We start from the raw sequence: 21,234 nt of genomic DNA, 5'->3' as shown, positions 1-21,234 counted from the left end.
GTGATGTTGTCGGTTATGCGCTCAGAAGATCGCGGAGCGCCTCACCGACGCCGGTGGCCGACTGCGGATTCTGGCCAGTGACCAGCCTTCCGTCGACCACGACCTTGGCCGTCCAATCGGCGGCCGGATGATGATGGGCGCCGCGCGCAGCAAGCGTGCTGGCGAGCAGGAAGGGGACGGTCTTGTCGAGCTTGACGGCGCGCTCTTCATCATCGGTGAAGGCCGCGACATTCTTGCCGGCGACAAGGTGTGCGCCATTGCTGAGAGTGATGTTCACCAGTGCCGCGGGGCCGTGGCACACGGCGGCGACAACACCGCCCGCCTCGTAAATATCGCGGGCGACGCTGCCCACGGCCGGGCTTGTCGGAAAATCCCACATCGCGCCGTGGCCGCCAGCAAAGAAGATCGCCGCGTAGTTTTTCGGGTTCACATCGGCGAGGCGTACCGTATGCCGGATCGCATGGCGGAAGCCTTCGCTGTTCCAGTAGCGCGCATTGGTCGCGTCATTGAGATCGAGACCGTCGACGGGTGGCTCGCCGCCATCGATCGAGGCGAACTCGACCGGGATGCCGGCGGCATCGAGCACGGCCAGCGGGTGGGTGACTTCGCCGAGATAAAAGCCGGTGGGTTCGCCGGTTTCACCTTTGACGCCATGGCTGGTAAGGACGAACAGAACCGGTTTGATGTCCTGAGGTGCGCTTGTCATGATCTGCTCCTGAAATCGGGGATGACGTTGGATCGCATTTGATGGCAGGAATGTATTAAGGCGATAATGGCGAATAAATGGGCCTTGGAGGAATTCATTTGTTCGCAAGAGGATAAAATAGCGCCTAACAGCACACTGCGGCGCCCCAGCGAACGGGCTCGCTGCCCTATCGCCGTTTGCGTGCTGCCAACTGTTTAGAGCAACGCCTTGCCGATCGATGCACCGCCATCGACAAACAATGTCTGGCCGGTGATGAAACCGGCATCGTCCGACAGCAGGAACTGGATTGCCGCTGCGATTTCGTCCGGCTTGCCCAGCCTGTTCATCGGCACGCCCGCAAATAGCGCCGCTCGCCCTCGCCACCCACAGGGTTGTTGGTGCGGAATAGTTCCGTTTCGGTCGGGCCGGGCGCCACAGCGTTGACCGTAACGCCTGTTCGAGCGAGTTCGAGCGCCCACGTCCTGGTGAAGCTGACCAAGGCCGCCTTTGCAGCCGCATAGGCGGTCCGTTCGGCGACACCGAGAACGGTGAGGCTGGAAATGTTGACGATACGACCCCACCCGTTGGCCCGCATTCCCGGCAACGCCGCCTGCACAGCCTGGATAGCGGGATGCAGGTTCAGGCGGAGGACCGCATCGAGTGCGTCGAGCTCGATATCATCAAGGGCTTGCGGTCGTACAAGTCCGACATTGTTGACGACCCCATCGATGCCATACCGCTCGGAAATTTCGCGGAGTGCATCTTCCGTCTGCTGTTGGTCTGCCAGATCGACGGAGATGAGCACACCGGGAAAGCGGGTGTCGTCCGCGCTGCGCGCAATGCCGACCACGCGATGGCCCGCAACCGCGAGACGTTCGGACACGGCGCGGCCGATCCCTTTGCTGGCGCCGGTCACGAGAAATGTACGTTGTTCAGTCAAAATGCTTGCCTTTCCGTGCTGTTTGCCCCGATGGCGTCTGGGCCGACCGCCGAAGTCTCACGGTTGAGGGGCTAAAACACTTTATTGATGCCGAAATCGAGGATAAAGCTGCCCCAAAGAAACTCACTTATTCGCAAGGGGCCAAAATGGGGCGGCGGTTTGATCATCTGGGTGACGTGGAGGCTTTCATCACCGTTGCGGAAAAGGGCTCGATGACTGAAGGCGCGGTCGCGCTCTCGACGACCCCGTCGGTCCTCAGCAGGGCGATTACCCGCCTTGAGAGCCGGCTTGGCGCGCAATTGATGCGCCGGACCACGCGGCGTTTAAGCCTGACGGATGAAGGCCGTGCTTACCTCGAGCAGGCCCGTGCAGCTTTTTCGATGATCGATGATGCGGAGCGTGCCATTCAGGGTCCAACAGGAGCGTCGCTGACGGGGCATGTCCGCATAAGCGTGCCGACGACCTACGGTCACTATCGGCTGCCGGCGATGCTGGACCGCTTCACGCAGATCTATCCGGAAGTCCAGGTCGAACTGAGCATCACCAACCGCAACGTCGATCTTGTGGCGGAGGGTTACGATCTGGCGATCCGCCTCGGTCCGTTGCCTGATAGTGGGCTGGTGGCGCGCAAACTGGAGGACGCGCCGTTGCGTCTGGTGGCGGCCCCGCATTATCTCGAACGGGCAGGCATTCCGCAGCACGTCGAAGACCTGACGAAACATCAATGCCTGCCGTTCGTGATGCCGAGCACGGGGCGCTGTGCACCGTGGCTGTTTCGTGTCGACGGGCGCGACGTCGACTGGACGCCGCATGGCCAAATCCGGGTGCTTGATGACGTTTTGGGCGTGGTGTCGCTGGCAGAAAACGGTCTCGGGATCTGCCAGACCTACGATTTTATTGTGCGGGACCGTATTGAGCAGGGGCGTCTTGTCGACGTGCTGGAGCACGTGCGAGGCCGTTCCCGGCCGTTCTCGCTCATCTTCGCGCCGCACCGACGCCTCTCGACAGCGACACGGGCGCTGATCGATTTCCTCGCCAGGGAAGGTTAGACGACGACCATCGCCTCCCAGTGCGCTGCGCCGCAGAAGGAACGACATGGCCTGCAGATTCAAGAGTGCCATGCGCACTTGCGTACCAATTTCCGCCACGATCTTTCCGACCATGGTTTGCACGTCAAGACCGCGCAATCGCCCCGCTGGGTCAACAGGTTCGACGCTATATGGGATTGGCCACGATGAGATTTGTCAAAGCGAAATCGCATATGATATCCGCTGCCGGGCTCTCAAGATGGGTCATCAGGTGACTTCGTGTGAGCTGCCACGTAAGGAAGCTATCGTTTGGGTGCGATAGCGATCCCGGCCCGACGATGGGCCGGGATCGCAGGATTTCAAAACTTGGTCGAGTAGTTCAGAGGCAACCAGTCGAAACCCTTGTCGTCGGCACGGATATGACCGAGCCCCGGAAAGGACAGATGAGCCGCACCGACCAGGTCACCCTCCTTGGCGATTTTCTCGAAGAACTCCATGCGGATCGCCTCGGCTTGCTTGGCATCGCTGTCGAAGCCGATCGTGACGCTCGGCTTGTCGAATTGCACCGCGGCGACATGGATCAGGTCGCCGATGATGTAGAGCCGCTTGCCGTCGCTTTGCACCTCGTAGACGACGTGACCGGGTGTGTGGCCATGTGCGGTAACTGCTTTTACCCCCGGCACGATTTCGGCATCGCCTGTGAACGGCTTCAGCTGGCCGGTTTGCACATAGGCGTTGAGGGAGGCCATGGCGCCGGCGAAGAAACCGGAGGCGTCGCCATCCTCCTTCTGCTCGGCGGCGGAAAGCCAGTAATCGGTGTCCGCCTTGTCGGCATGGATCGTCGCCTTCGGGAAGACCATCTTTCCACCTGCCATCAGGCCGCCGACATGATCCGGATGCAGGTGGGTCAGCACGATGTCGTCAATCTGGTCGAGCTCGTAACCGGCCGCCCGAATGTTGGCGGCAAGCTTGCCAAGCGTCGGGCCGAACAATTGCCCGGCACCGGTATCGACAAGGATCAGTTTCTCGCCGGTATTGATAAGGAAGGCATTGACCGAGGTTTCCGTCGGATCGGCAAGAAAGGAACGGTCGAGATCGGCCTTCGTTTCTTCGGCCGGCTGGGCCAGCAGCTTGTCGATCGGCAGATCGACGGTACCGTCGCTGATGGCGGTGACTTCGAACGTGCCGACCATGACATGCAGGTAGCCGGACTGCACCTTCTGGATCGGTGCGGCAGCGAAGGCGGGTGAGGAGACAATCGGGGTAGTGAGAGCGGTCAGCGACAGGAGGGCCGCCAACGCGAGCGACGGGCTGCGCGAGGGAAATTTCAGCATGGAGCATGTCTTTCATTCAGAGGACCGGATTTCTATCCGTTCGGGAAAATCAAAAATGACAGCCGTTACGCGAACAAAGTTCTCGTCTTCAGAGAGAGTTGGCGGCGGCAGCAGTGGACGGTTGGAATGTCGCGCCATAAGGATTGTTTATCAATCGACAGTATTGCAGTTTATCCATTCACTTTTGTTGAGACGTAAGATGGACTGGAACGACGTTCGGATTTTTCTGGCAGTGGCACGCGCGGGCACGCTGGCGGGTGCCGCCCGAACCCTGAAGCTCAGCCAGCCGACCATGGGGCGGAGGATCAAGGCACTTGAAGAGCAGACCGGTCAGGTTCTGTTTCAACGAACGGCTGACGGTTTTGTCCTGACCGAAGAGGGGGCCAGCGTCATCGCCATTGCCGAACAGATGGAAGAAAGCTCCCTGGCGATGGAGCGCCGGCTTGCGGGGGAGATGCAGAAGCTTGAGGGTACGCTCAGAGTGTCGTCAGCGGATTGGTTCGGTGCCTGGGTTTTGCCGCCGGTGGTCGAGGCATTCTCAAACACATATCCTCATGTGGATATTGAACTTCTAACGGGATCCCGTCTTTTCAGCCTGGCCCAGCGCGAGGCAGATATTGCATTCCGGATCGTCCCGTTCGAAGGCGCGGACATTATCCAGAGAAAGCTGATCCAGATGCCCTACGGCGTCTACATTCGCAAAGATTATCCTGATCCGCCAAGTGATGGGAGCGGTACCCGGTTGATCACGATGGATAACTCGACAGGTTCATTTCCCGATATCGACTGGATCAGGCGGCTCTTCCCGAAGGCTGTTGTCGCTCTACGCTGCAACAATCGAAACTCCGAGGCACTGATGTGTGCGAGGGGCATTGGCGTTTCGGTTCTGCCCCGGCCCGTCGGAGATCAGTTGACCGGACTGCGCCGGCTGGATCTGCCGGAGACGCCGCCATCGAGAGACATCTGGATGGGCTATCATCGCGACAACAGACGCCAGGGGCGCCTGCGGGCATTTGTCGATCTTGCCGTTGAGCATCTTGCTGCTGGCAATACATGACTCACGGCAGTGCGATAGAGCATACCATTCTGGCATCGCCAATTCGACGTAGACGATGGATGCTCTTTCGCTGCGTGCCGTCGATGCGATCAAGCGGAATTCGGAGCATGCCTGACAGGAATAAGACAATACAGTATCTCTCCCGCACTTTTGACGGGTGCGGGAGAGATCATGTCCGAGCCTGCCCTGCTCAGAGGTCGAGATCGAGAAGGGCCTGCCGCATGATTGCGGCGTCGACATCGACGCCGGTCCAGTATTTGATGCCGATGACGCCCTGATTGACCAGCATGCCGAGCCCGTCGGCCGTTTTGCAGCCCACAGTCTCCGCCGCTCGGATGAGTCGCGTGCGCGGCGGATTGTGGATGCCGTCGGCAACCACCATGGAGGGGCGCAACGTTTCCAGATCGATATCGGGCAGGCCGTCGACGTCCGGGTAAAGACCGACCGAGGTGGCATGAATGACGATATCCGTCTCCTCGGGAATGGCGAAAGCGCCCTCCCATGCGGCGTAAACGGCGCTGGCAGGCGTTTTTTCCTCTATCAGCCGTGCAACGGTTTCGCCGCGCTCCCGACCGCGGTTAACGACAGTGATCTCAGCCGCACCGGCAAGGGCTATCTCGACGCCGACGGCGCGCGCTGCCCCGCCTGCGCCAAAAAGCATGACTTTCTTGCCCTTCGGGTCGATAACGTCGCGAAGCGCCTTGACGAAGCCCTTGCCATCGGTGTTCTCGCCGATCAGCTTGTCGCCGCGCCGGACGATGGTGTTGACCGCGCCGATGATCTCGGCGGACAGTCCCAGCCCGTCGAGGTGCTGGATCACCGCGACCTTGTGGGGAATGGAGCAGTTGAAGCCGGCCCAGCCCATGGCGCGGGCGCCCGCCACGGCATCCTTCAAATTTTCGGGGCTGACCTCCAGATTGATATAGCGCCAGTTCAGGCCATGATGCTGATAGGCGGCCTCGATCATGGCGACCGTCGGATTTTCGCCGGCCGGCATGGCGAACGAGCCGGTGATCTGGGCGAGGAAGTCATGGGGCATGGTTGCTCTCCTTGGATGAAATCTGCGTTGCGCGAGGGCTCGAAAACCGGCTTTCGCGAATATGCTCGCCGACGCGCAACGCCTGCGCCGCAACCGTCAGGGCAGGGTTGAGCGCGGCCGATGACGGGAAAAATCCGGCGTCGACGACGTAGAGGTTGGGGTGGTCGTGCGCGCCGCAAAAGGAATTGAGCGCCGCGTGTTTCGGATCGTCGCCCATTCGGACCGTGCCGCACTGGTGGGATGGACCCTCGATGCCGAAGGAATGGCCGAGAACGACGGGAAAACCATTTTTCCTCAATAATGAACGCATATGTCGCACAAATCGCTCATGGGCTTCCCGATCGCCCGGACGGTAGGCCACCTCCGCGCCATTTTCCCCCAATGGCTTTACCCGGCTGTCATATTTCGGCGTGTCCTCCGACATGACGAGGAAATCGACGCTGTGGCGGGCAAGAAGACTGGCAAGAGGTCTCGGCATCCAGGGATAGGCCGCGCGGATCATCGGGCCCTGAATATTGCCCAGCATCTGGACATTGCCGCGGGCGGCCACATCGCCCGGCGTGCCGTCATAAAAGTCGTTGAGCGACATGGTTTTCGGGAAACGGGTGTCGTTGACGGTGAAGGGCAACAATCCCATCAGCCCGCTTAAATGGTGGTTCATCAGGTAACGACCGACGACACCGGAGGAATTGGCAAGGCCGTTCGGGTTCTTCGCGTCTGCCGAACGAAGCAGGATGAGGGCAGAGTTGATGGCCCCGGCCGAGAGAACGAAAAGTGGCGCCTCGATTTTCAGGACTTCGCCGGCGCGTTCGATTTCCGCCGCCACGATATGTTTGCCATGGTCGTCGGCGATCAGCCGGCGTACGCGTGCGCCGGTCAGGAGGGAGACGTTGGGGTGTTGCAGAGCGGGGCGCAGCAGCCGCGTCTCCGCATCGCCCTTGGCGTCGAAACGGCAGACGAACGCGTCGCAGGTGCCGCAGCGTCGACAGAGGCCGCCGGGGCCGTAGTCGATGGCCGAGGGCATATGGAACGGATGCAGCCCGAGACGCCCGAAACCCGCCGCCACGCGGCCGATGACGGGTTCGTGGGGAACCGGCTGATGTATGTAGGGCGCGGAGCGCGGCGGTTCGGTCGGGTCGTCTCCCGCCTTGCCGCGCACGCCGAAGAGCCGTTCGGCCTCGGTATAAAACGGTTCCAGATCCGCATAGGAAACGGGCCATGAGGGCGAAACGCCGTCTTCGTGGGCGACTTGGCTGAAATCTCGCTCGCGAAAACGGAACATGGCGGTTCCGTAGAATTTCGTATGACCGCCGACATAATAATATTGTCCGGGGCGATAGGTACGGCCGGTCTCGTCGCGGTAAAGATCGGTGGTTCGATACCGGTTCTGAACGAAAACGGCTTCCGCGTCGGCGTTCTCCGGTTCGTTGGGCAGTTTTTCGCCCCGTTCGACGATCAGTATCTTCGCGCCCGTTGCCGCAAGCTTCAGCGCGACCGAGCTTCCGCCCACGCCGGAACCGATGATGACGACATCGGGTTTCGTCTGAAAATCCCCTTGAGTGCTGGCGAACATGTTCCCTCCTCGCATCTTTTTTACCAAGGATAACGATGACGGAAAGGCAGGCCATTCCCGTTCACGGCATCTTTTTGTATGATTGCCGCATTTGAATGTTGTGATTTGCAGGAAAGGGAAGGTCATGGAGCCGTGGTTCGAAGCCGTTACCGTTCCTCCTGACCGTTCCTGGCTGCTGTTCGACCGGCGTTTGCCGGAGTTTCCGTTCAACTGGCACTATCACCCCGAATTCGAACTGACCCTTACGCTCAACAGCACCGGCATGCGTTTCGTCGGCGATTCGGTGGAAAGTTACGGCGACGGCGATCTCGTTCTTCTCGGTCCGAACCTGCCCCATGCCTGGCAATCGCAGGCATTGATAGAAACGCCGGGCGTTCATCGCGCCGTCGTCTGCTGGTTTACCCGGGACTGGATCGAGGGGCTGATCGCGCTGACGCCGGAACTTTCCGCCATCAAATCGCTGCTTCACGAAAGCGGCCATGGCGTCCGTTTCGGGGAGGGGGCGCTGGCGAAGGTGCGCGAGCGTTTGGCGACACTGCACGAAACCGCCCCCGAACAGCAGATATTGACGCTGCTCGGCGTGCTGGTCGATCTTGCCCGGTCATCCGACCGCTGGCCGCTTTCGACCGGAGAAGTGACCGTCAGTACCGTCCCGCGCGACCGGGCGCGCATGGAGCGTGTGCTCAACTACGTTCACGCCCACTATACTGGGGCCGTCAGCATCCAGCCCTTGAGTGAAATCGCCCATCTGAGCGAAAGCCAGCTACAGCGGCTTTTCAAGCGCTCGACCCGCATGACGATCAGCCAGTATGTCGGCCAGTTGCGGGTTGGCGCCGCATGCCGGTTGCTTGCCCAGACAGACCTGCCCCTTGCCCAGATCGCCGAAGCGGTCGGTTTTTCGGATTCCGCGCATTTTTCGCGCCAGTTCCGGGCGGCGAGAGGAATGACGCCCGGCGACTACCGGCGTCAGTTTCGTAGCGGACTCTGAACGCGTGGCGCTACGGTTTGGGTGATAGTCGCACCGGGCGATCGGAACCTGCGAACCGCCAAGTTCGGCCTCTCCTTAAAACGCCATGTGTTTCACTGCAAAATAGCGTATCGCCGGTACGTGGAACCGTCCAGAATGCCCATGTACATCAATGCTTGAGTTCCTGATCGAGCAACGGTCGATATCAGCCCGCTCCCTCCAAGCGTCCTTGCGATACCGCTGCGACGATATGGTCCCGGACATAGACAACGCGCGGATGACGCACGGAGCCTTTGTTCCAGACCAGATAAAGCAAGTTTTCCGGACCGGGGCGGATAGTCGGCAACTCAGCCATTTTGCCCGAGGCGATATAGTCCGCTGCAAGATAGTCGGGAAGCGCTGACCAACCGGCTCCGGCGGCTATGGCGTTGGCAAGGAGCCTCAGGTCGGGAGCCGTGACGACCGCCTGATACAAGGGCGTTTCGCCAAAGACTATCTGGACGAACTCCCGCACCAGGGGGAGATGCTCGTCATAGGCGAGACACGGTAGTTCTGCGAGAAGGGCTGCGGTCAATGAGCGGCCCTTGATCTGCCGCGCGATTTCCGGCGCGGCGACGAGAAGCAGTCGTTCCCGTCCGATTTCGACATGACCGCGCGTGGCGTTGTCCGGCTTCGATGTCGTCACGGCCAGATCGACCGCCCCTTCATCGAGGAGAGCCCTGACCCGATCCCGGTTGCCGGTCTGCAGCCGGAATTTCAGGCCATGGGCCTGGAGTGGCACTATCATCGGGACAAGCCGCACAGACAGAAATTCCGCCGGACCAGCGATATGAACGGTCCCCTCGATACTTCCCGGCCGCAGTTTCAGGACATCGAGACTGGCCTCAAGGCCATCGAGATAGGGAGCGATAGCGCGGGCAAGATCGTCCGCCGCCGCAGTTGGTGTTACACCGCGCGCCTGTCGGGTGAATAGCATTTTCCCGAAGGTCGTTTCCAGGCTCTGGATGTGTGCGGATGCCGCCGGTTGCGTAATGCCAAGTCGGTTTGCCGCTCGGGTAAGCGACCCAGACCGGTAGGCATCGAGGAATGTTCGTAAATAGACGAGATGGTTCACTGGAAGGCACGAGCTATAACTTATCTTATGCCTCTTAGGCTAACATATGATTTTCCAGTTGCCACTCTCTTTCTTAGGATCGCGTCGGACGGCTCTTTGGGCTGCGAGAGAAAATTTCCGTGTGTCGCCATCCAGTTCCGACATCGATCAAAAAGAGATAACCAGATGATTCGCAAAAATATAACGGGCCTCATCATGGCCCTGACGTTGGGCGTTGCTGCTCCTGCACTTGCCGCATCAGACAAGCCGAATGAACCCGAACTCTGGCGCAGCTACAACGGTGTTTCCTGGGATGCTGCCGGCAGCAATACGCCTGATGCCACTTCTTATCAGGCTCCGATTGCGGGTCTCCACTTCGCCAAGAATGGCACCGCATTTGTATCGGTGCCGCGCTGGATCAATCCGGCGGTTCCGGCAACACTCAATCGTCTGTCTACCGCTGAAGGGAAGGGCCCTGCTGCTTTGACCGCTTTTCCGTCAGCCAAATGGAACGCTGCCGGCGGCCCGCCGGCACAGACGCTCCGCAATGTTCTCGGCTTCTATGTCGACAACACCAACAACTGGCTCTGGGCGCTCGACATGGGCTTCGTCGCTGGTGAGGCGCAAGCGCCCGAAGGTGGGCAGAAGATCGTTATTTTCGATCTCACGACCGGAGAACCGGTGCGCACCGTGGTTCTCGATACCGTCGCCGATCGCAAGGGCAGCTTCCTCAACGATATCGCCGTCGATGAGAAGGCGCGTATCGCCTATGTGTCCGATAGCGGCTTCCGCAGCGCCCCTGACAACAAGACGGGCATCATCGTCTACGATTTCAAGGCTGACAGCGCCCGCCGTCTGTTGCACCAGGATCCTTCGGTGCAGATCAAGAAGGATATCCGGGTGACCTCGCATGGCGAAGCCGTCTGGGAAGGCCAGCCGATTCTCATCGGCATCAACGGAATCGCCTTGTCGAAAGATGGCGACACGCTTTACTGGACCGTGACGACCGGTGACGCACTTCACGCCGTCAGCACCGAAAAGCTGAAGGATGTATCGGTTTCCGCGGCCGATCTTTCGGCTTCGGTCAAAACGGTTGCCCGTCTCGACTTCGGCACGGACGGTATCATGGTCGGGGATGATGGTGCGGTGCTGATCACCGATGTCGCCCATAACGGTATCACCCGTGTGGACGCTGCGACCGGAGCAACCCGTCTTGCCGTGGCAGGTGAGGGTGTATTCTGGCCGGATACCGTGACCAGAGGCGAAGGCAACTCCGGCTACTTCACCTCGAGCAATGCCAACAATCATTTCGCCGGCACCGTGAAGCCGGGTGGCGAACTGTCCAATATCTGGCGCTTTCCGCTTTCGGCCCGTTGAGCGGTTAGCCGCGAACTGCCCTGAGTAACGACTGATGCCGTCCTTGCCTTGCAACGGGCGGTGTCGGTTCTGTCGTTGGGGCGGCGGATATGAGGCACGCCGGATCTTGGTTTTTGAAGAACAGATGATTTCCTTCGCACCCGGTTTATCGCGGGCAAAGCGATAATATATTGAACTGGTTCCGCCCTCATGATGAGGCCAGATTCTAAAAGAGCGCGGTCCCCTATGCTGCTTCCTTGCAGCAACAACGAGGCCAATCATGCTATTTACTCCCTATGAGCTCGGTGCTCTTGAACTTCCCAACCGTATCGTCATGCCGCCCATGACCCGCTCGCGCGCAGCGGCCGGCGATGTGGCGACGCCGTTGATGGCCGAATATTACGCGCAACGTGCGTCAGCCGGACTGATCATCAGCGAAGGCACCCAGATCAGCCGGCAAGGTCAGGGTTACGCCTGGACGCCGGGCATCTATTCGCCTGAACAGGTCGCAGGCTGGCGCCTCGTCACCGATGCCGTCCATGCCAAGGGTGGCCGCATCTTTGCCCAGCTCTGGCATGTCGGGCGTGTGTCGCACACAGCGCTTCAGCCCGATGGAGCAGCTCCGGTGTCGTCCTCGGCGCTTGTCGCCGAGGGGGTGAAGGTCTTCATCGATCCCGAAGGCCGCGGCCCCGAAGGTGGCGTCGGCGAGATGGTGCAACATTCGCGTCCACGGGCGCTGGACGAAGCTGAGATCACCGGTATCGTGCAGGATTTTGCAAAGGCTGCGAAAAACGCAATCGACGCCGGTTTCGACGGCGTCGAACTGCACGGTGCCAACGGTTATCTCATCAACCAGTTCATCGACTCACAGGCGAACAACCGCACCGACGGCTACGGCGGCTCGCTCTCGCACCGCCTGCGTTTTCTGCGCGAGGTCGCAGAAGCGGTCGTCGCGGTCGTTGGCAAGGATCGCGTCGGTGTCAGGCTTGCGCCTCTCACCACGCTTCAAGGGGCCGTTGACGACACGCCGCAGGCGACCTATCTGGCGGCGGCGAGGGTGCTCGACGAGATCGGTACCGCCTATATTCACATTGCCGAAGCGGACTGGGACGATGCGCCGGAAATGCCCGCCGCCTTCAAGGAAGCCCTACGTTTCGTCTATAGCGGTACAATGATCTATTCGGGAAAATACACGACCGAGCGCGCCGAGCAGGCGCTTCAGAACGGCTGGGCCGATCTGATTGGTTTCGGCCGTCCCTTCGTCGCCAATCCGGATCTCCCGTTGCGGCTTCAAAAGGGCTTGACGCTGAATCAACCCGATGCCAGCAGGCTCTTCGGCGGTGGAGCGTCCGGTTACACGGACTATCCCCTAGCCGCCGAATGAAGGATTCCAAAGATGTCTGAAGACGTCGAGCGCAAGAAACTGGTCGAGGCTGCGCCCTATGCCGCCTTCGACCTGAACGACATCATTCGCATGTTTCCTTAAGAGGCCGACACACTGCTGATCGATCAGCGGCTGACGGATGAGGACGAGGCGAGTGCGCGCGTGTTTCGCGTCTACCGGCCAACGCCTGCCCATTATCACGCGACCTGCGATGAATATCTGATCATCCTTTCAGGTCGCGGGCGCTTCTTCATGGGAGATCAATAGCCCTTCGAGGTAGGGCCGGGCGGGATGCTGTTCTTCAAGAAGGGTACGGTTCACGGCATGCCCGAAATTCTCGAACATCCGCTGTTCATGGTTTCCGTCGATACGCCGCGCAGCGATCCTAGGGACATTATCTTCGTCGATCCAACCGCTGGAACGCCCGAAGGCTTTGTTCAACCGAGGAAATGAGCTTTGCGATATTTCATTGGAGAGACATGATGAAAGCATGGGTTCATCACGAGACGCGTCTGGAAGACCGTCCGCAACCATGGCCAGCGCGCGGCCTACTTCTCGGTAGAAAAACCGGCTCAGTTCTGCGTGGAAAACTAAGACCCCAACGTAAAACACAAATTCCAAAATTAACAGGTGCAAAGCTGGGAAGGAGCGTGATCACTAAGTGAAAGCGATGCCTTCTTTGACAGTGGTCTGTGAGGCAAATCTGCGCAGATTTGTAGATGGGGCCGATAAGGCTGACCATGACAGATCCGGACCGGCCGCGGACGTTCAAAAATCAAAGCGTGCCCGATATTTTCAGGGCAATCCGGATCCGATCACCTATGGTCAGAGTTGGCTTTGCTGGCCCCGTCGGCGCAAGTTGCTCACGCTCCTGCTCGAGGCGTCTGGCCAGAACAACACCTATTTCATCTGCCATTGCCGGCCTCTCTTTCAAAAGTGCTGAAAGGCTGTCCTTGCCAATCTCGTAGGCTACGACGGTAGTCACTGCCCGGCTCGTTCCCGTTTCTTCTGATCCTGTCAGAAGCCCTCCTTCGCCGAACCAGTCACCAGGAGATAACCGCAGCAGTTCATGTCCACCGCTTTCGATTGATACGATCCCAGACCTTACAATGAGCAAGGACGTCAGAACCTCACCTTGCCGGGCGATAACCGACCCCTTACGAAAAACGCGCCGTGTCATCTGTGAACTGAGGACTTCTTTCTCGTCGTTAGTAAGCGATTCCAAAAGAGGCAATGCGTTCAATAGCCGCCAGGCCGTACTCTGAGGTGGCCGGTCGTTTTCGCCACGTACAGACGCAGGCTCTCCGCCGACGATAGTCAGGCCCGCCGCTTTTGCGTGTCGGAACGCCAGATCAAAGACCTCATTTCTCGCGGCAGAGCCGTTGCCGACACTCGCGACACGGAAGCACAGTTCCAGTTCGATACCCTGAGAATCAAGGCTGCAAATCCTGACCGACGATTTGGCGGGGTTTGCAATTGAGTTTGCGCCACGAAGTGCGGTTTCCATCAATTCGACCGCGGCTTTGGGCGTGAATGCCAGCGACAATTTCACCCTGATAGACGTACCATGCTCTGGGTCGGGACTGCTGAGATTGATGATCCGAGCTTTCGCAAGTGCACTGTTGGGAATCGATAACAGGTCGTTTGAGCCGTTCAGGAGTTGGGTTGCCCGCCAGTTTGTCTCTACGACCTTCCCTTCAAATCCATTATCCAGACTTACCCAATCTCCCACCGAATAAGGTCTAGCAATATTGAGCGCGATACCGGAGAAGACGTCGCTCAACGTATTCTGCAAGGCCAGACCGAGAATAATCGCGAACACGCCTGAAGTGGCAACCATGGTGCCGATCGGCACACTGAACACGTAGGATATGATTGAGAAAAACGTGCCGACATAGATAATGGCGACCACCAAATCCTGCAGGAGGCGTGCCTCTCGCGGTTTGCGCTCGAATATCAGAAACACGCGGACTACGCTTACCAGACATGCAGAGCCAAGAATCCACCAGGCTGCTTTTGCCACTGAAAGCGATATTGTCAGGAGCTTGTTGGAACTCGGATCGGCTGGCGTGAATGGGGCACTTCCATTTGAAAAAAGAATTGCACTCACGGTACCAAACAGAATAAGGCGTGTGAGCAATCGAAGACTCGGATACCGGCGGAATAGAAACCAGTTCGATACGATGAAGGCAAGTATCAGGCCCGTAATCTGTATCGGAACTGAATCGGCGTCAGCGAATCCCATCAGCCTTGCCCGCTAAGGGGGCGGGAGTATGACCGCTGTGGGTGGTCAGCCCAGCATTTCTTTGACCACGAAGATGGAATCCAGAGCCATTTTGCAGCGGGTGAGGCCTTGACGCCGGACGCCCAGATAATCGTGTTGCAAGGTATGACTTGATCCCCGACAACTATGTGTTCGACAGCGCAGTTGGTTACTGCCTCGCCTGCGAGACCCTCGAAGCGACGGCGCGCGAGAACCTTTTCCGCGTAACGACCAAGGTCTTCCTGGAAACTCTCCAGAACGCCTGGGCGGGCTCCAACGACTACGACATTATGCGTTGGCATCCGGGGGCTTCCTTTTCGCTTCAGATGCCTCAAGGAGAACAGCAAGGAAGAAGTAGATTGCTGCGAGTGATCCAAGGATGAGCAACTGAGCGCGCACATCAGCGAGGCTCGCGCCGAGCTGGCTGACATTGACGATCGCATGGATTGCGCTGGTGCTCGGGATGACCAGGGCAATCGTTCGTAAGGGTTCAGGAATGGCTTCCCCCGGCCATGAGAAGCCGGCCAGGAACATGAAGGGCATTCCGATGGCCGCAGCCACCATCTGGACCACGATCGGGCTCCGGAACAGTTTGGCAACGACGATGCCAAGGCTCGCGACGGCAATCACGAAGGGAAGCGCCGCCATCATGATCGTGGACACCGATCCCAGACGGGGAATGCCGTAGAGGTAGGGCAGAACGATCAGGTAAAACGAGAAGACGATCGCCTCGAGCAGCAGATAGGCCAACATTCGCCCGCTGATCCTTTCCAGGGATCTCACGCCTGATAGCCGGGCCTTCACGTCTGGCGGGGCGGGGTAGGTTCCAAGAAGTCCAACCCCAATCAAAAGGGTTTGCTGCAGAATGAGAACAAAGGCCGCCGGCAGGATGTAGGTTGCATAACCGCCCCGCGGATTGAACAGCGGGATTGTCGTTGCCGGCATCGGGCTGGTTGCAGCCTCGGCGAGAGTTGGATCGACCTGTGCCGCGATAAGCCTGGCGGTTTCGACTTCGGCACCGACTGTCCTTGCAAGAGCGTTCACCGCGCCCGAAATGCGGCTATAGATCAGGAAATAGCTGGCATCGGCATAAAGTGCCAGCGGCGCGGAACGTCCGTGCAGGAGATCGCGCTCGAAATATTTCGGGATGATGAGTATCCCGTAGATGCCGCGAGCATAGACTTCCCGTTCGGCGGTCACCTGATCCGGCAAGACCGCGGCGATCGAGACGTCGGCAGAAGCATCGAGCCGCCGGGCAAACGCGCGGCTGCTGTCCGTTCCATCGAGGTCGACCAGGGCGATCGGCACGTTGCGTAGCGCCTCCGCACGATACGGCTGCGGATAGAACACCGCATAAACGACGATTGCGAGGATCAGCACCGAAAAGGCCGGTTTCAGGGTGAAGATTCGCTTCAACTCAAGGCCGCAGACGAACAGCAGATCCTTCATGACATTGTACCGATTGTCGCCGTAGCGGGTCGGGCAAGCTGCGATACCTTTTTTCGAATGGCGCCGAGCCGGAGCGCGGTCAGGCAGGCGAGGAGGATCACCATGAACAACAGGATCGCAAGGGGACGGACGGAGAGATCGAAGGGTGCTCCCCGGATTGTCTGGTCGATCCGGGCAATCAGGTACCAGGTGCCGGGCAGGGCGTCGCCCCAATAGTACGCGAATGCGTTCATCCCGATCCGGGGAAAGCCGATCCCCATGAAGCCGAAGGCTGGTGCGGTAAGCAGTGTTCCTATGCTGACAGCCGTTGCCATTGGACGAAGGATGAGTGCGAGCAAAGCGCCTAAAAATTGATTTGCCAGAATGAAGAGGATGCCGGCGCCCAGGAGCAGAACCCTCTCGCCCCGTAAGGGTAGCTCGAAAACCAGAAACAGCATTGCATCCGCGGCCCCGAGGACGAACAGGAAGACCAGCGTATAGGGAACGAGTTTGCCGAACATTGCCGGCCAGATGCCTCCGCCGAGGCGCCTCAAGATGCGGAACCGATGTTCAGTCTCGGCGTCGCGGCCGATCGAATAGGCCATGACAGTCACGACGATGATCTGAAGGATTGTCGGTAACAATGCTGCCAACAGGAAATGCGTATAGTTCTGGGTCGGGTTGAAGAGCGGATTGACCTGTACCGGTATCGGGGCAAGCGAAGATCGTGCAATATCGATCGGCTGGCCTCGTGTGGTCCTGACTGACAGCCTGATGTTTCCTTCAACGCTGGCAAGTGCGGCGTTGACGCCACGCAGGGTCAGGTTGCCCGTCGTCATAGTCTGGGTGTTGTAAAAGAAGACGACCTCTGGACGCCGCCCAGCGAAAACGTCCCGCTCGAGGTCTTTCGGGATCATCAGTAGGCCATGCACCCTTCCCGAGAGGATAAGGTGCCGGCCTTCAGTCAGATCGCTGACATTTGCGACAACGGCGGCATCAGGCGTTGCGTCGACTGTACGGACAATGGTTCGCGACAGGTCGCTTCCATCAAGGTTAAGGACGGCGATAGGGAGTCGTGTCGCCAGCCCTTGGCTGAAGACTGCCGCAAGCAGACCCATCAAAATCAGGGGCATGACGATTGTTAGAACCAACAGGAACGGTTGTTTTCGAAACTGCGCTGCCTCGCGCAGAAAAACGAGCACAAAGCCTGGTTTTATACGCGCGACCGACATTATCGATCACTTCCGGGCCATGATGCGATCACGCTCATTCCGGGCCTCAGCCCCTCGATGAGCTTGATCGGAACGGCGCGGACTTCGAACGTCCTGAGGTCAAAATCGCCTGTAGCCCTGGTCGCGCGCCATGTCGCATACTGGCCCTGTGCATTGATGATCGTTACCCTTACATCGATCTCGGCACCCGTCAGTGCTGGAACGGTGACACTAAAGTGGTCGCCAACTTTGAGTGACCTTATGAGGTCCTCTCGGAGGTTGAAGGTGAACCATGGATGTTCGATATCGACGATTGAATAGAGGGGAGCGCCAGCACTGAAATTCTCACCGAGTTCGGCTATTCTGGTTGTTACTTGCCCATCGATTGGCGCGTAGACGGTGAGTTCCTTCACGTCCGTTTCCTGCTGGCGGAGCGTCGCTTCTGCTTGCTCCACCTTAGAGGAGGCAAGAGCCCGTTCCTCTTTGCTCGCACCCGTGATCGCCAAATCAAGGTTGGCCTGGGCGGCTTCCCGGCTTCGGATCGCCGCCTCCAGATTGCGACTCGATTGTTCGACACGAGCCTGTGGGACCGCGTCGGTCGTCGCAAGACGGCTCTGCCTCGCCTGATCGCCCTGATAGAGGACGACGTCGGCTTCAGCAGCCTCAACTTCCGCCTTCCGTGCCGCGATGGTTTCCGGCCTCGTGCTGTTGACCCGGTCGAGATCGGCAACCGCCACGGCGAGCGCCGCCTTTGTTGTATTGAGTGCCGAGCCGAGTTGCGGGCTTGCCAATTCGACAATGACTGATCCGCGCTTGACCATGTCCCCGACGTCGGCGTGGAGCGCGGCAACGCGCCCGGAGGTACGTGCGCTGACATCGACCCGGTCCGCCGAAACCTCTCCTTGAATGATTAGGGGAGGCGGCAGTGTCGCAAACCAGAGGAGTGCGCCGAGTGCTGCAAGGCAGGCAAGACTGATGATCACGCGTATGATCCTGGCCATGTCGGAGGCTCTCTTCTCTTCAGCTTGCGGCGAGGAAGTCGACGCCGGTTACGGCAGACGAGGACTTCGCGACATCAGGATCGACGCTGGCATGACTGGGATTGGTCTGGCTGACGATCTCGCCGGCGCGCGCGAGAATATATGGCTCCATGTGTGCGGCGTGGGTCAGGATCCAGAATTGCTTCGCTGCGATTGCGGAAAAGACCTGGGCGGCGACATCGAAAGGTTCCATCGCGTGCGACGATTTCATGACGTCCGCGTCTGAGGACTTGCCCGCGGTCTCTGAACTCATGATGTTCGTCTTGACGAGCGCCGGGCAAAGGACGGAAACACCGACGCTGGACCGGCTTGCTGTCAGTTCGCGATAGAGGGTTTCGGAGAGGCCTACGACCGCATGCTTGCTGGCGACATAGGCGGAAGCTGCGGGGATCGTGACAAGGCCGGCTGCCGAGGCCGTGTTGATGATGTGCCCGGAGTTGCGTTCCCGAAGTCCGGGCAAAAACGCAAGAAGACCGTTAAAGACACCGCCGACATTGATGTTGAACATGCGCTTCCAGTCGGCCTCAGTATGATCCCAGGTCAGGGAAAGCTTGGTGATGCCGGCATTGTTCGCGATCAGCCACGGATCGCCGAGAGCTTCGCTGGTTCGATCACGCAATCGCTCCACGTCAGCGAGACTGCTGACGTCCGTCGGAACGGTCAGGGTTTCAGCTCCTGCGGCTTCGACCGTCTTTCGGGCTTCGTCCAGTCGCTCCTGGCTAATGTCGGCCAGCGCGACCTTCATCCCCTTGCGTGCCGCTTCGACCGCAAGTGCCAATCCAATTCCGCTCGCCCCTCCGGTTATCACAGCGACCTTTCCAGACAAGACTTCACCGGCATTTTCCATGGCGTTTGCTCCTGCGTTTGCGTCGCCGGCAGGTTAGGCAGGAATAGGGGCAGTGGAAGTTAGGTCGCGGAGCTAACGGGCCAAGTAACAGTTTTCCAATGCGCTCACAGGTGAAGTTGCGGTCGACAAATGGATTGACCAAGATCAAAACGCGTCGCAGGATTCTATAGGCTTTGTTCGAGGGCAGAGAATGGATGCAATATCAGGCCCGTCACCGTCGTCCGTGAGGGATCAGATGGAAAGGCTACGCAAAAGCGCCAGCTTTAACGGCTCCGATCGACTTCTCGTCCTGCTGACCCATGTTGTTGAAGAAACTCTCGGTGGCCGAGGAAAGGATCTCAAGGAAGCGACGATTGGCAATGAAGTCTATCGCCGCGACCCGCCTTATGATCCGCGAATAGACTCGACCGTCCGGGTTGAGGCGCGACGGCTGCGCAGAAAGCTGGAGGAGCATTTCTCGGGCGATGGTCTGCATGATCCCGTTCTTATCTCCATTCCAAGTGGCAGCTATACGCCGTTCTTCGAGTTGAACACGCAGCAGCGCGCCTCACAGGTTGGCTCTCCGGCAGTTGCAAAAGATATCTTTAGGCCCGGTCCCGGTACCCGTCTGGCGGTGTTGCCGATCAAAGTCATTTCCGGAGGAGCCGAGATTCAGGAATTCGCCGACGCGCTGACAGATGAACTCGTCTTTGCGTTCGGCTCCGAGCCCGGCCTGAAGGTACCCTCTCGTGCAACCACCTTCAGTTACCGCGACAAGGAGCCGGCAATTCCCATGATGTCGGCGGAACTCGGTTTGGATGCGATCGTCCAAGGAACAGTTCGCAAGGTGAATGGGCAGGTCAAGGTGACGGTTGAGATCTCCGATCCGCGCGGATTTGTCGTCACGTCCGACCGGTTCGAAAGTGCGTCCCCGAACCTTGGCGAGCTGACCGAGCGTATGGCAACTACATTCGTCAGCAGATTGCGCTTCGATAGCTCCAAGATGCGCAATCTCCAGATTAGTCCCGGGCCTGTCGCCGTCGATTCCCACGCCAAGATTTATCGTGCGCGCCAACTGCTTGACAAGCAAACGACCGAAGGCATCAAGGCTGCGTTGCAACTCTTCAGAGATGTCGCCGCAACCGCACCGGACTATGCGCGTGGTCATTCCGGAATAGCGGATTGCTTCTGCGATCTGTTCAGGATCGGCGCCATCGATGAGCCGGCGGCACTCGCTCAAGCGAAACCTGCCGCGGAGGAGGCACGTCGGATCGACCCGGAGTCACCGGAAGCGTATGCGGCACTAGGAACGATCCATGCCTGGCTCGAGCGTGATCGGTCGGCAGCCGAAGACAGCTTCGAGATATCGCTATCGCTTGGGCGCAACGCAAGATCAGCGAGGATTTACGGCTCATACCTTGCACTGCTGGGGCTGACGGAAGAGGCTGAGCAGCTCTTTCGGGAGGCGCGCACGATCGAGCCTTTTTCTCAGCAGCAGGACATCGCCGAGTCTGTCAGCCGGTTCCAGGATCGTCAGTTCGACTGGCTCATCGAGAAGCCTCTTGAGATCGAAGTCGGGAACGCGCCCGCCGAGGCACTCTATTACATGGCACTCAGCAGTCATTTCGGGGGTAGATCATATCAAGAGGAGTTTTTCCTACCTCTTGAGCGCCTCAGAATCGGCAACCCACAACTGATTTTTGCGTCCGCGGAACTCGCCGCCTGGCGTGGAGCGACAGATACCGCGGAACGGACGCTTGGCGTAGACAATCCAAGGGCCGGAAAATTCGCATATGCGACGCTCGCTTCCGCTGTCGGCGATCGCACGCGGGCGCTCTCCTACCTTTCCGAGGCGTTGGACGCCCGCGAACTGGCCACCGTCTGGATGCGAACCGATGTCCGGTTCGACTTTATACGCGATTCGACTGAATTCAGGGCTCTCATCGATCGCCTGGAGGCATTACGGCTGTCGTGAACATCAGCTAACTGGTCAAACGGTTAGCCGATTCA

General features: G+C 59.1%; 18 protein-coding genes and 1 pseudogene. 7 read left to right on the top strand and 12 right to left on the bottom strand.

Annotation, left to right across the window (positions count from 1 at the left end; genetic code table 11):
• Positions 1–13: 13 nt before the first annotated feature.
• From I3J13_RS18860 to I3J13_RS25770, 3 genes are all read right to left on the bottom strand, one after another.
• Complete coding sequence (locus tag I3J13_RS18860) at positions 14–706, bottom strand: type 1 glutamine amidotransferase domain-containing protein (RefSeq protein ID WP_196379771.1); 693 nt, start codon at positions 704–706, stop codon at positions 14–16.
• Between the two features lie 194 nt (positions 707–900).
• Positions 901–1,032: an SDR family oxidoreductase gene (locus I3J13_RS26015; protein ID WP_338081648.1), complete on the bottom strand. Its 132-nt coding sequence runs from the start codon at positions 1,030–1,032 to the stop codon at positions 901–903.
• Positions 1,029–1,625 (bottom strand): SDR family NAD(P)-dependent oxidoreductase, encoded by a 597-nt coding sequence (locus I3J13_RS25770; protein ID WP_338081647.1) that lies wholly within the window; start codon positions 1,623–1,625, stop codon positions 1,029–1,031. The genes I3J13_RS26015 and I3J13_RS25770 overlap by 4 nt, the downstream gene beginning before the upstream one ends.
• A gap of 146 nt (positions 1,626–1,771) precedes the next feature.
• Between I3J13_RS25770 and I3J13_RS18850 the strand changes: the two genes are divergently transcribed.
• Positions 1,772–2,674, top strand: a complete 903-nt coding sequence (locus tag I3J13_RS18850; RefSeq protein WP_196379817.1) for a LysR family transcriptional regulator — start codon at positions 1,772–1,774, stop codon at positions 2,672–2,674.
• A gap of 338 nt (positions 2,675–3,012) precedes the next feature.
• Here the strand turns inward: I3J13_RS18850 and I3J13_RS18845 are convergent, their stop codons facing one another.
• Entirely contained in the window at positions 3,013–3,987 is a 975-nt protein-coding gene (locus I3J13_RS18845) for an MBL fold metallo-hydrolase (RefSeq protein WP_196379770.1), read from the bottom strand.
• Between the two features lie 199 nt (positions 3,988–4,186).
• Between I3J13_RS18845 and I3J13_RS18840 the strand changes: the two genes are divergently transcribed.
• Positions 4,187–5,044, top strand: a complete 858-nt coding sequence (locus tag I3J13_RS18840; protein ID WP_196379816.1) for a LysR family transcriptional regulator — start codon at positions 4,187–4,189, stop codon at positions 5,042–5,044.
• Positions 5,045–5,234: 190 nt separating this feature from the next.
• On the opposite strand, the gene aroE is transcribed toward I3J13_RS18840, so the two are convergent.
• Positions 5,235–6,083 carry a shikimate dehydrogenase gene (gene aroE, locus I3J13_RS18835; protein ID WP_196379769.1) on the bottom strand — a complete coding sequence of 283 codons (849 nt, stop codon included), beginning with the start codon at positions 6,081–6,083 and terminating at the stop codon, positions 5,235–5,237.
• Positions 6,073–7,656: a GMC oxidoreductase gene (locus tag I3J13_RS18830; protein WP_196379768.1), complete on the bottom strand. Its 1,584-nt coding sequence runs from the start codon at positions 7,654–7,656 to the stop codon at positions 6,073–6,075. Before I3J13_RS18830 ends, aroE begins: the two co-directional genes overlap by 11 nt.
• A 124-nt stretch (positions 7,657–7,780) precedes the next feature.
• On the opposite strand from I3J13_RS18830, the gene I3J13_RS18825 reads away from it, so the two are divergent.
• Positions 7,781–8,644, top strand: coding sequence for a helix-turn-helix domain-containing protein (locus I3J13_RS18825; RefSeq protein ID WP_196379767.1), 864 nt, complete (start codon positions 7,781–7,783; stop codon positions 8,642–8,644).
• Between the two features lie 184 nt (positions 8,645–8,828).
• Here the strand turns inward: I3J13_RS18825 and I3J13_RS18820 are convergent, their stop codons facing one another.
• A complete protein-coding gene (locus tag I3J13_RS18820; RefSeq protein WP_196379766.1) occupies positions 8,829–9,737 on the bottom strand; it encodes a LysR substrate-binding domain-containing protein in 909 nt (302 codons plus the stop codon).
• 165 nt (positions 9,738–9,902) lie between these two features.
• Here I3J13_RS18820 and I3J13_RS18815 point away from each other — a divergent pair, with 165 nt between their 5' ends.
• From I3J13_RS18815 to I3J13_RS18805, 3 genes and pseudogenes are all read left to right on the top strand, one after another.
• Complete coding sequence (locus I3J13_RS18815; protein WP_196379765.1) at positions 9,903–11,093, top strand: L-dopachrome tautomerase-related protein; 1,191 nt, start codon at positions 9,903–9,905, stop codon at positions 11,091–11,093.
• 259 nt (positions 11,094–11,352) lie between these two features.
• Entirely contained in the window at positions 11,353–12,456 is a 1,104-nt protein-coding gene (locus I3J13_RS18810) for an alkene reductase (RefSeq protein ID WP_196379764.1), read from the top strand.
• Positions 12,457–12,468: 12 nt separating this feature from the next.
• Positions 12,469–12,909: pseudogene (locus I3J13_RS18805) on the top strand (cupin domain-containing protein).
• Positions 12,910–13,231: 322 nt separating this feature from the next.
• On the opposite strand, the gene I3J13_RS18800 reads toward I3J13_RS18805, so the two are convergent.
• From I3J13_RS18800 to I3J13_RS18780, 5 genes are all read right to left on the bottom strand, one after another.
• Entirely contained in the window at positions 13,232–14,701 is a 1,470-nt protein-coding gene (locus I3J13_RS18800; protein WP_196379763.1) for a mechanosensitive ion channel domain-containing protein, read from the bottom strand.
• 306 nt (positions 14,702–15,007) lie between these two features.
• Positions 15,008–16,168 carry an ABC transporter permease gene (locus tag I3J13_RS18795; protein ID WP_196379762.1) on the bottom strand — a complete coding sequence of 387 codons (1,161 nt, stop codon included), beginning with the start codon at positions 16,166–16,168 and terminating at the stop codon, positions 15,008–15,010.
• Positions 16,165–17,379 (bottom strand): ABC transporter permease, encoded by a 1,215-nt coding sequence (locus I3J13_RS18790; RefSeq protein WP_206696245.1) that lies wholly within the window; start codon positions 17,377–17,379, stop codon positions 16,165–16,167. The genes I3J13_RS18795 and I3J13_RS18790 overlap by 4 nt, the downstream gene beginning before the upstream one ends.
• Entirely contained in the window at positions 17,379–18,359 is a 981-nt protein-coding gene (locus tag I3J13_RS18785; protein WP_196379761.1) for an HlyD family secretion protein, read from the bottom strand. Before I3J13_RS18785 ends, I3J13_RS18790 begins: the two co-directional genes overlap by 1 nt.
• A gap of 19 nt (positions 18,360–18,378) precedes the next feature.
• Positions 18,379–19,245, bottom strand: coding sequence for an SDR family NAD(P)-dependent oxidoreductase (locus I3J13_RS18780; RefSeq protein ID WP_196379760.1), 867 nt, complete (start codon positions 19,243–19,245; stop codon positions 18,379–18,381).
• Between the two features lie 235 nt (positions 19,246–19,480).
• Here I3J13_RS18780 and I3J13_RS18775 point away from each other — a divergent pair, with 235 nt between their 5' ends.
• Positions 19,481–21,199, top strand: coding sequence for a hypothetical protein (locus tag I3J13_RS18775; protein ID WP_196379759.1), 1,719 nt, complete (start codon positions 19,481–19,483; stop codon positions 21,197–21,199).
• Positions 21,200–21,234 lie beyond the last annotated feature (35 nt).

This window comes from Agrobacterium leguminum, assembly GCF_015704895.1.
Lineage (GTDB): Bacteria > Pseudomonadota > Alphaproteobacteria > Rhizobiales > Rhizobiaceae > Agrobacterium > Agrobacterium leguminum.
The sequence above is the reverse complement of the archived record's forward strand: the minus strand, read 5'-3'. Positions and strand labels throughout refer to the sequence as shown.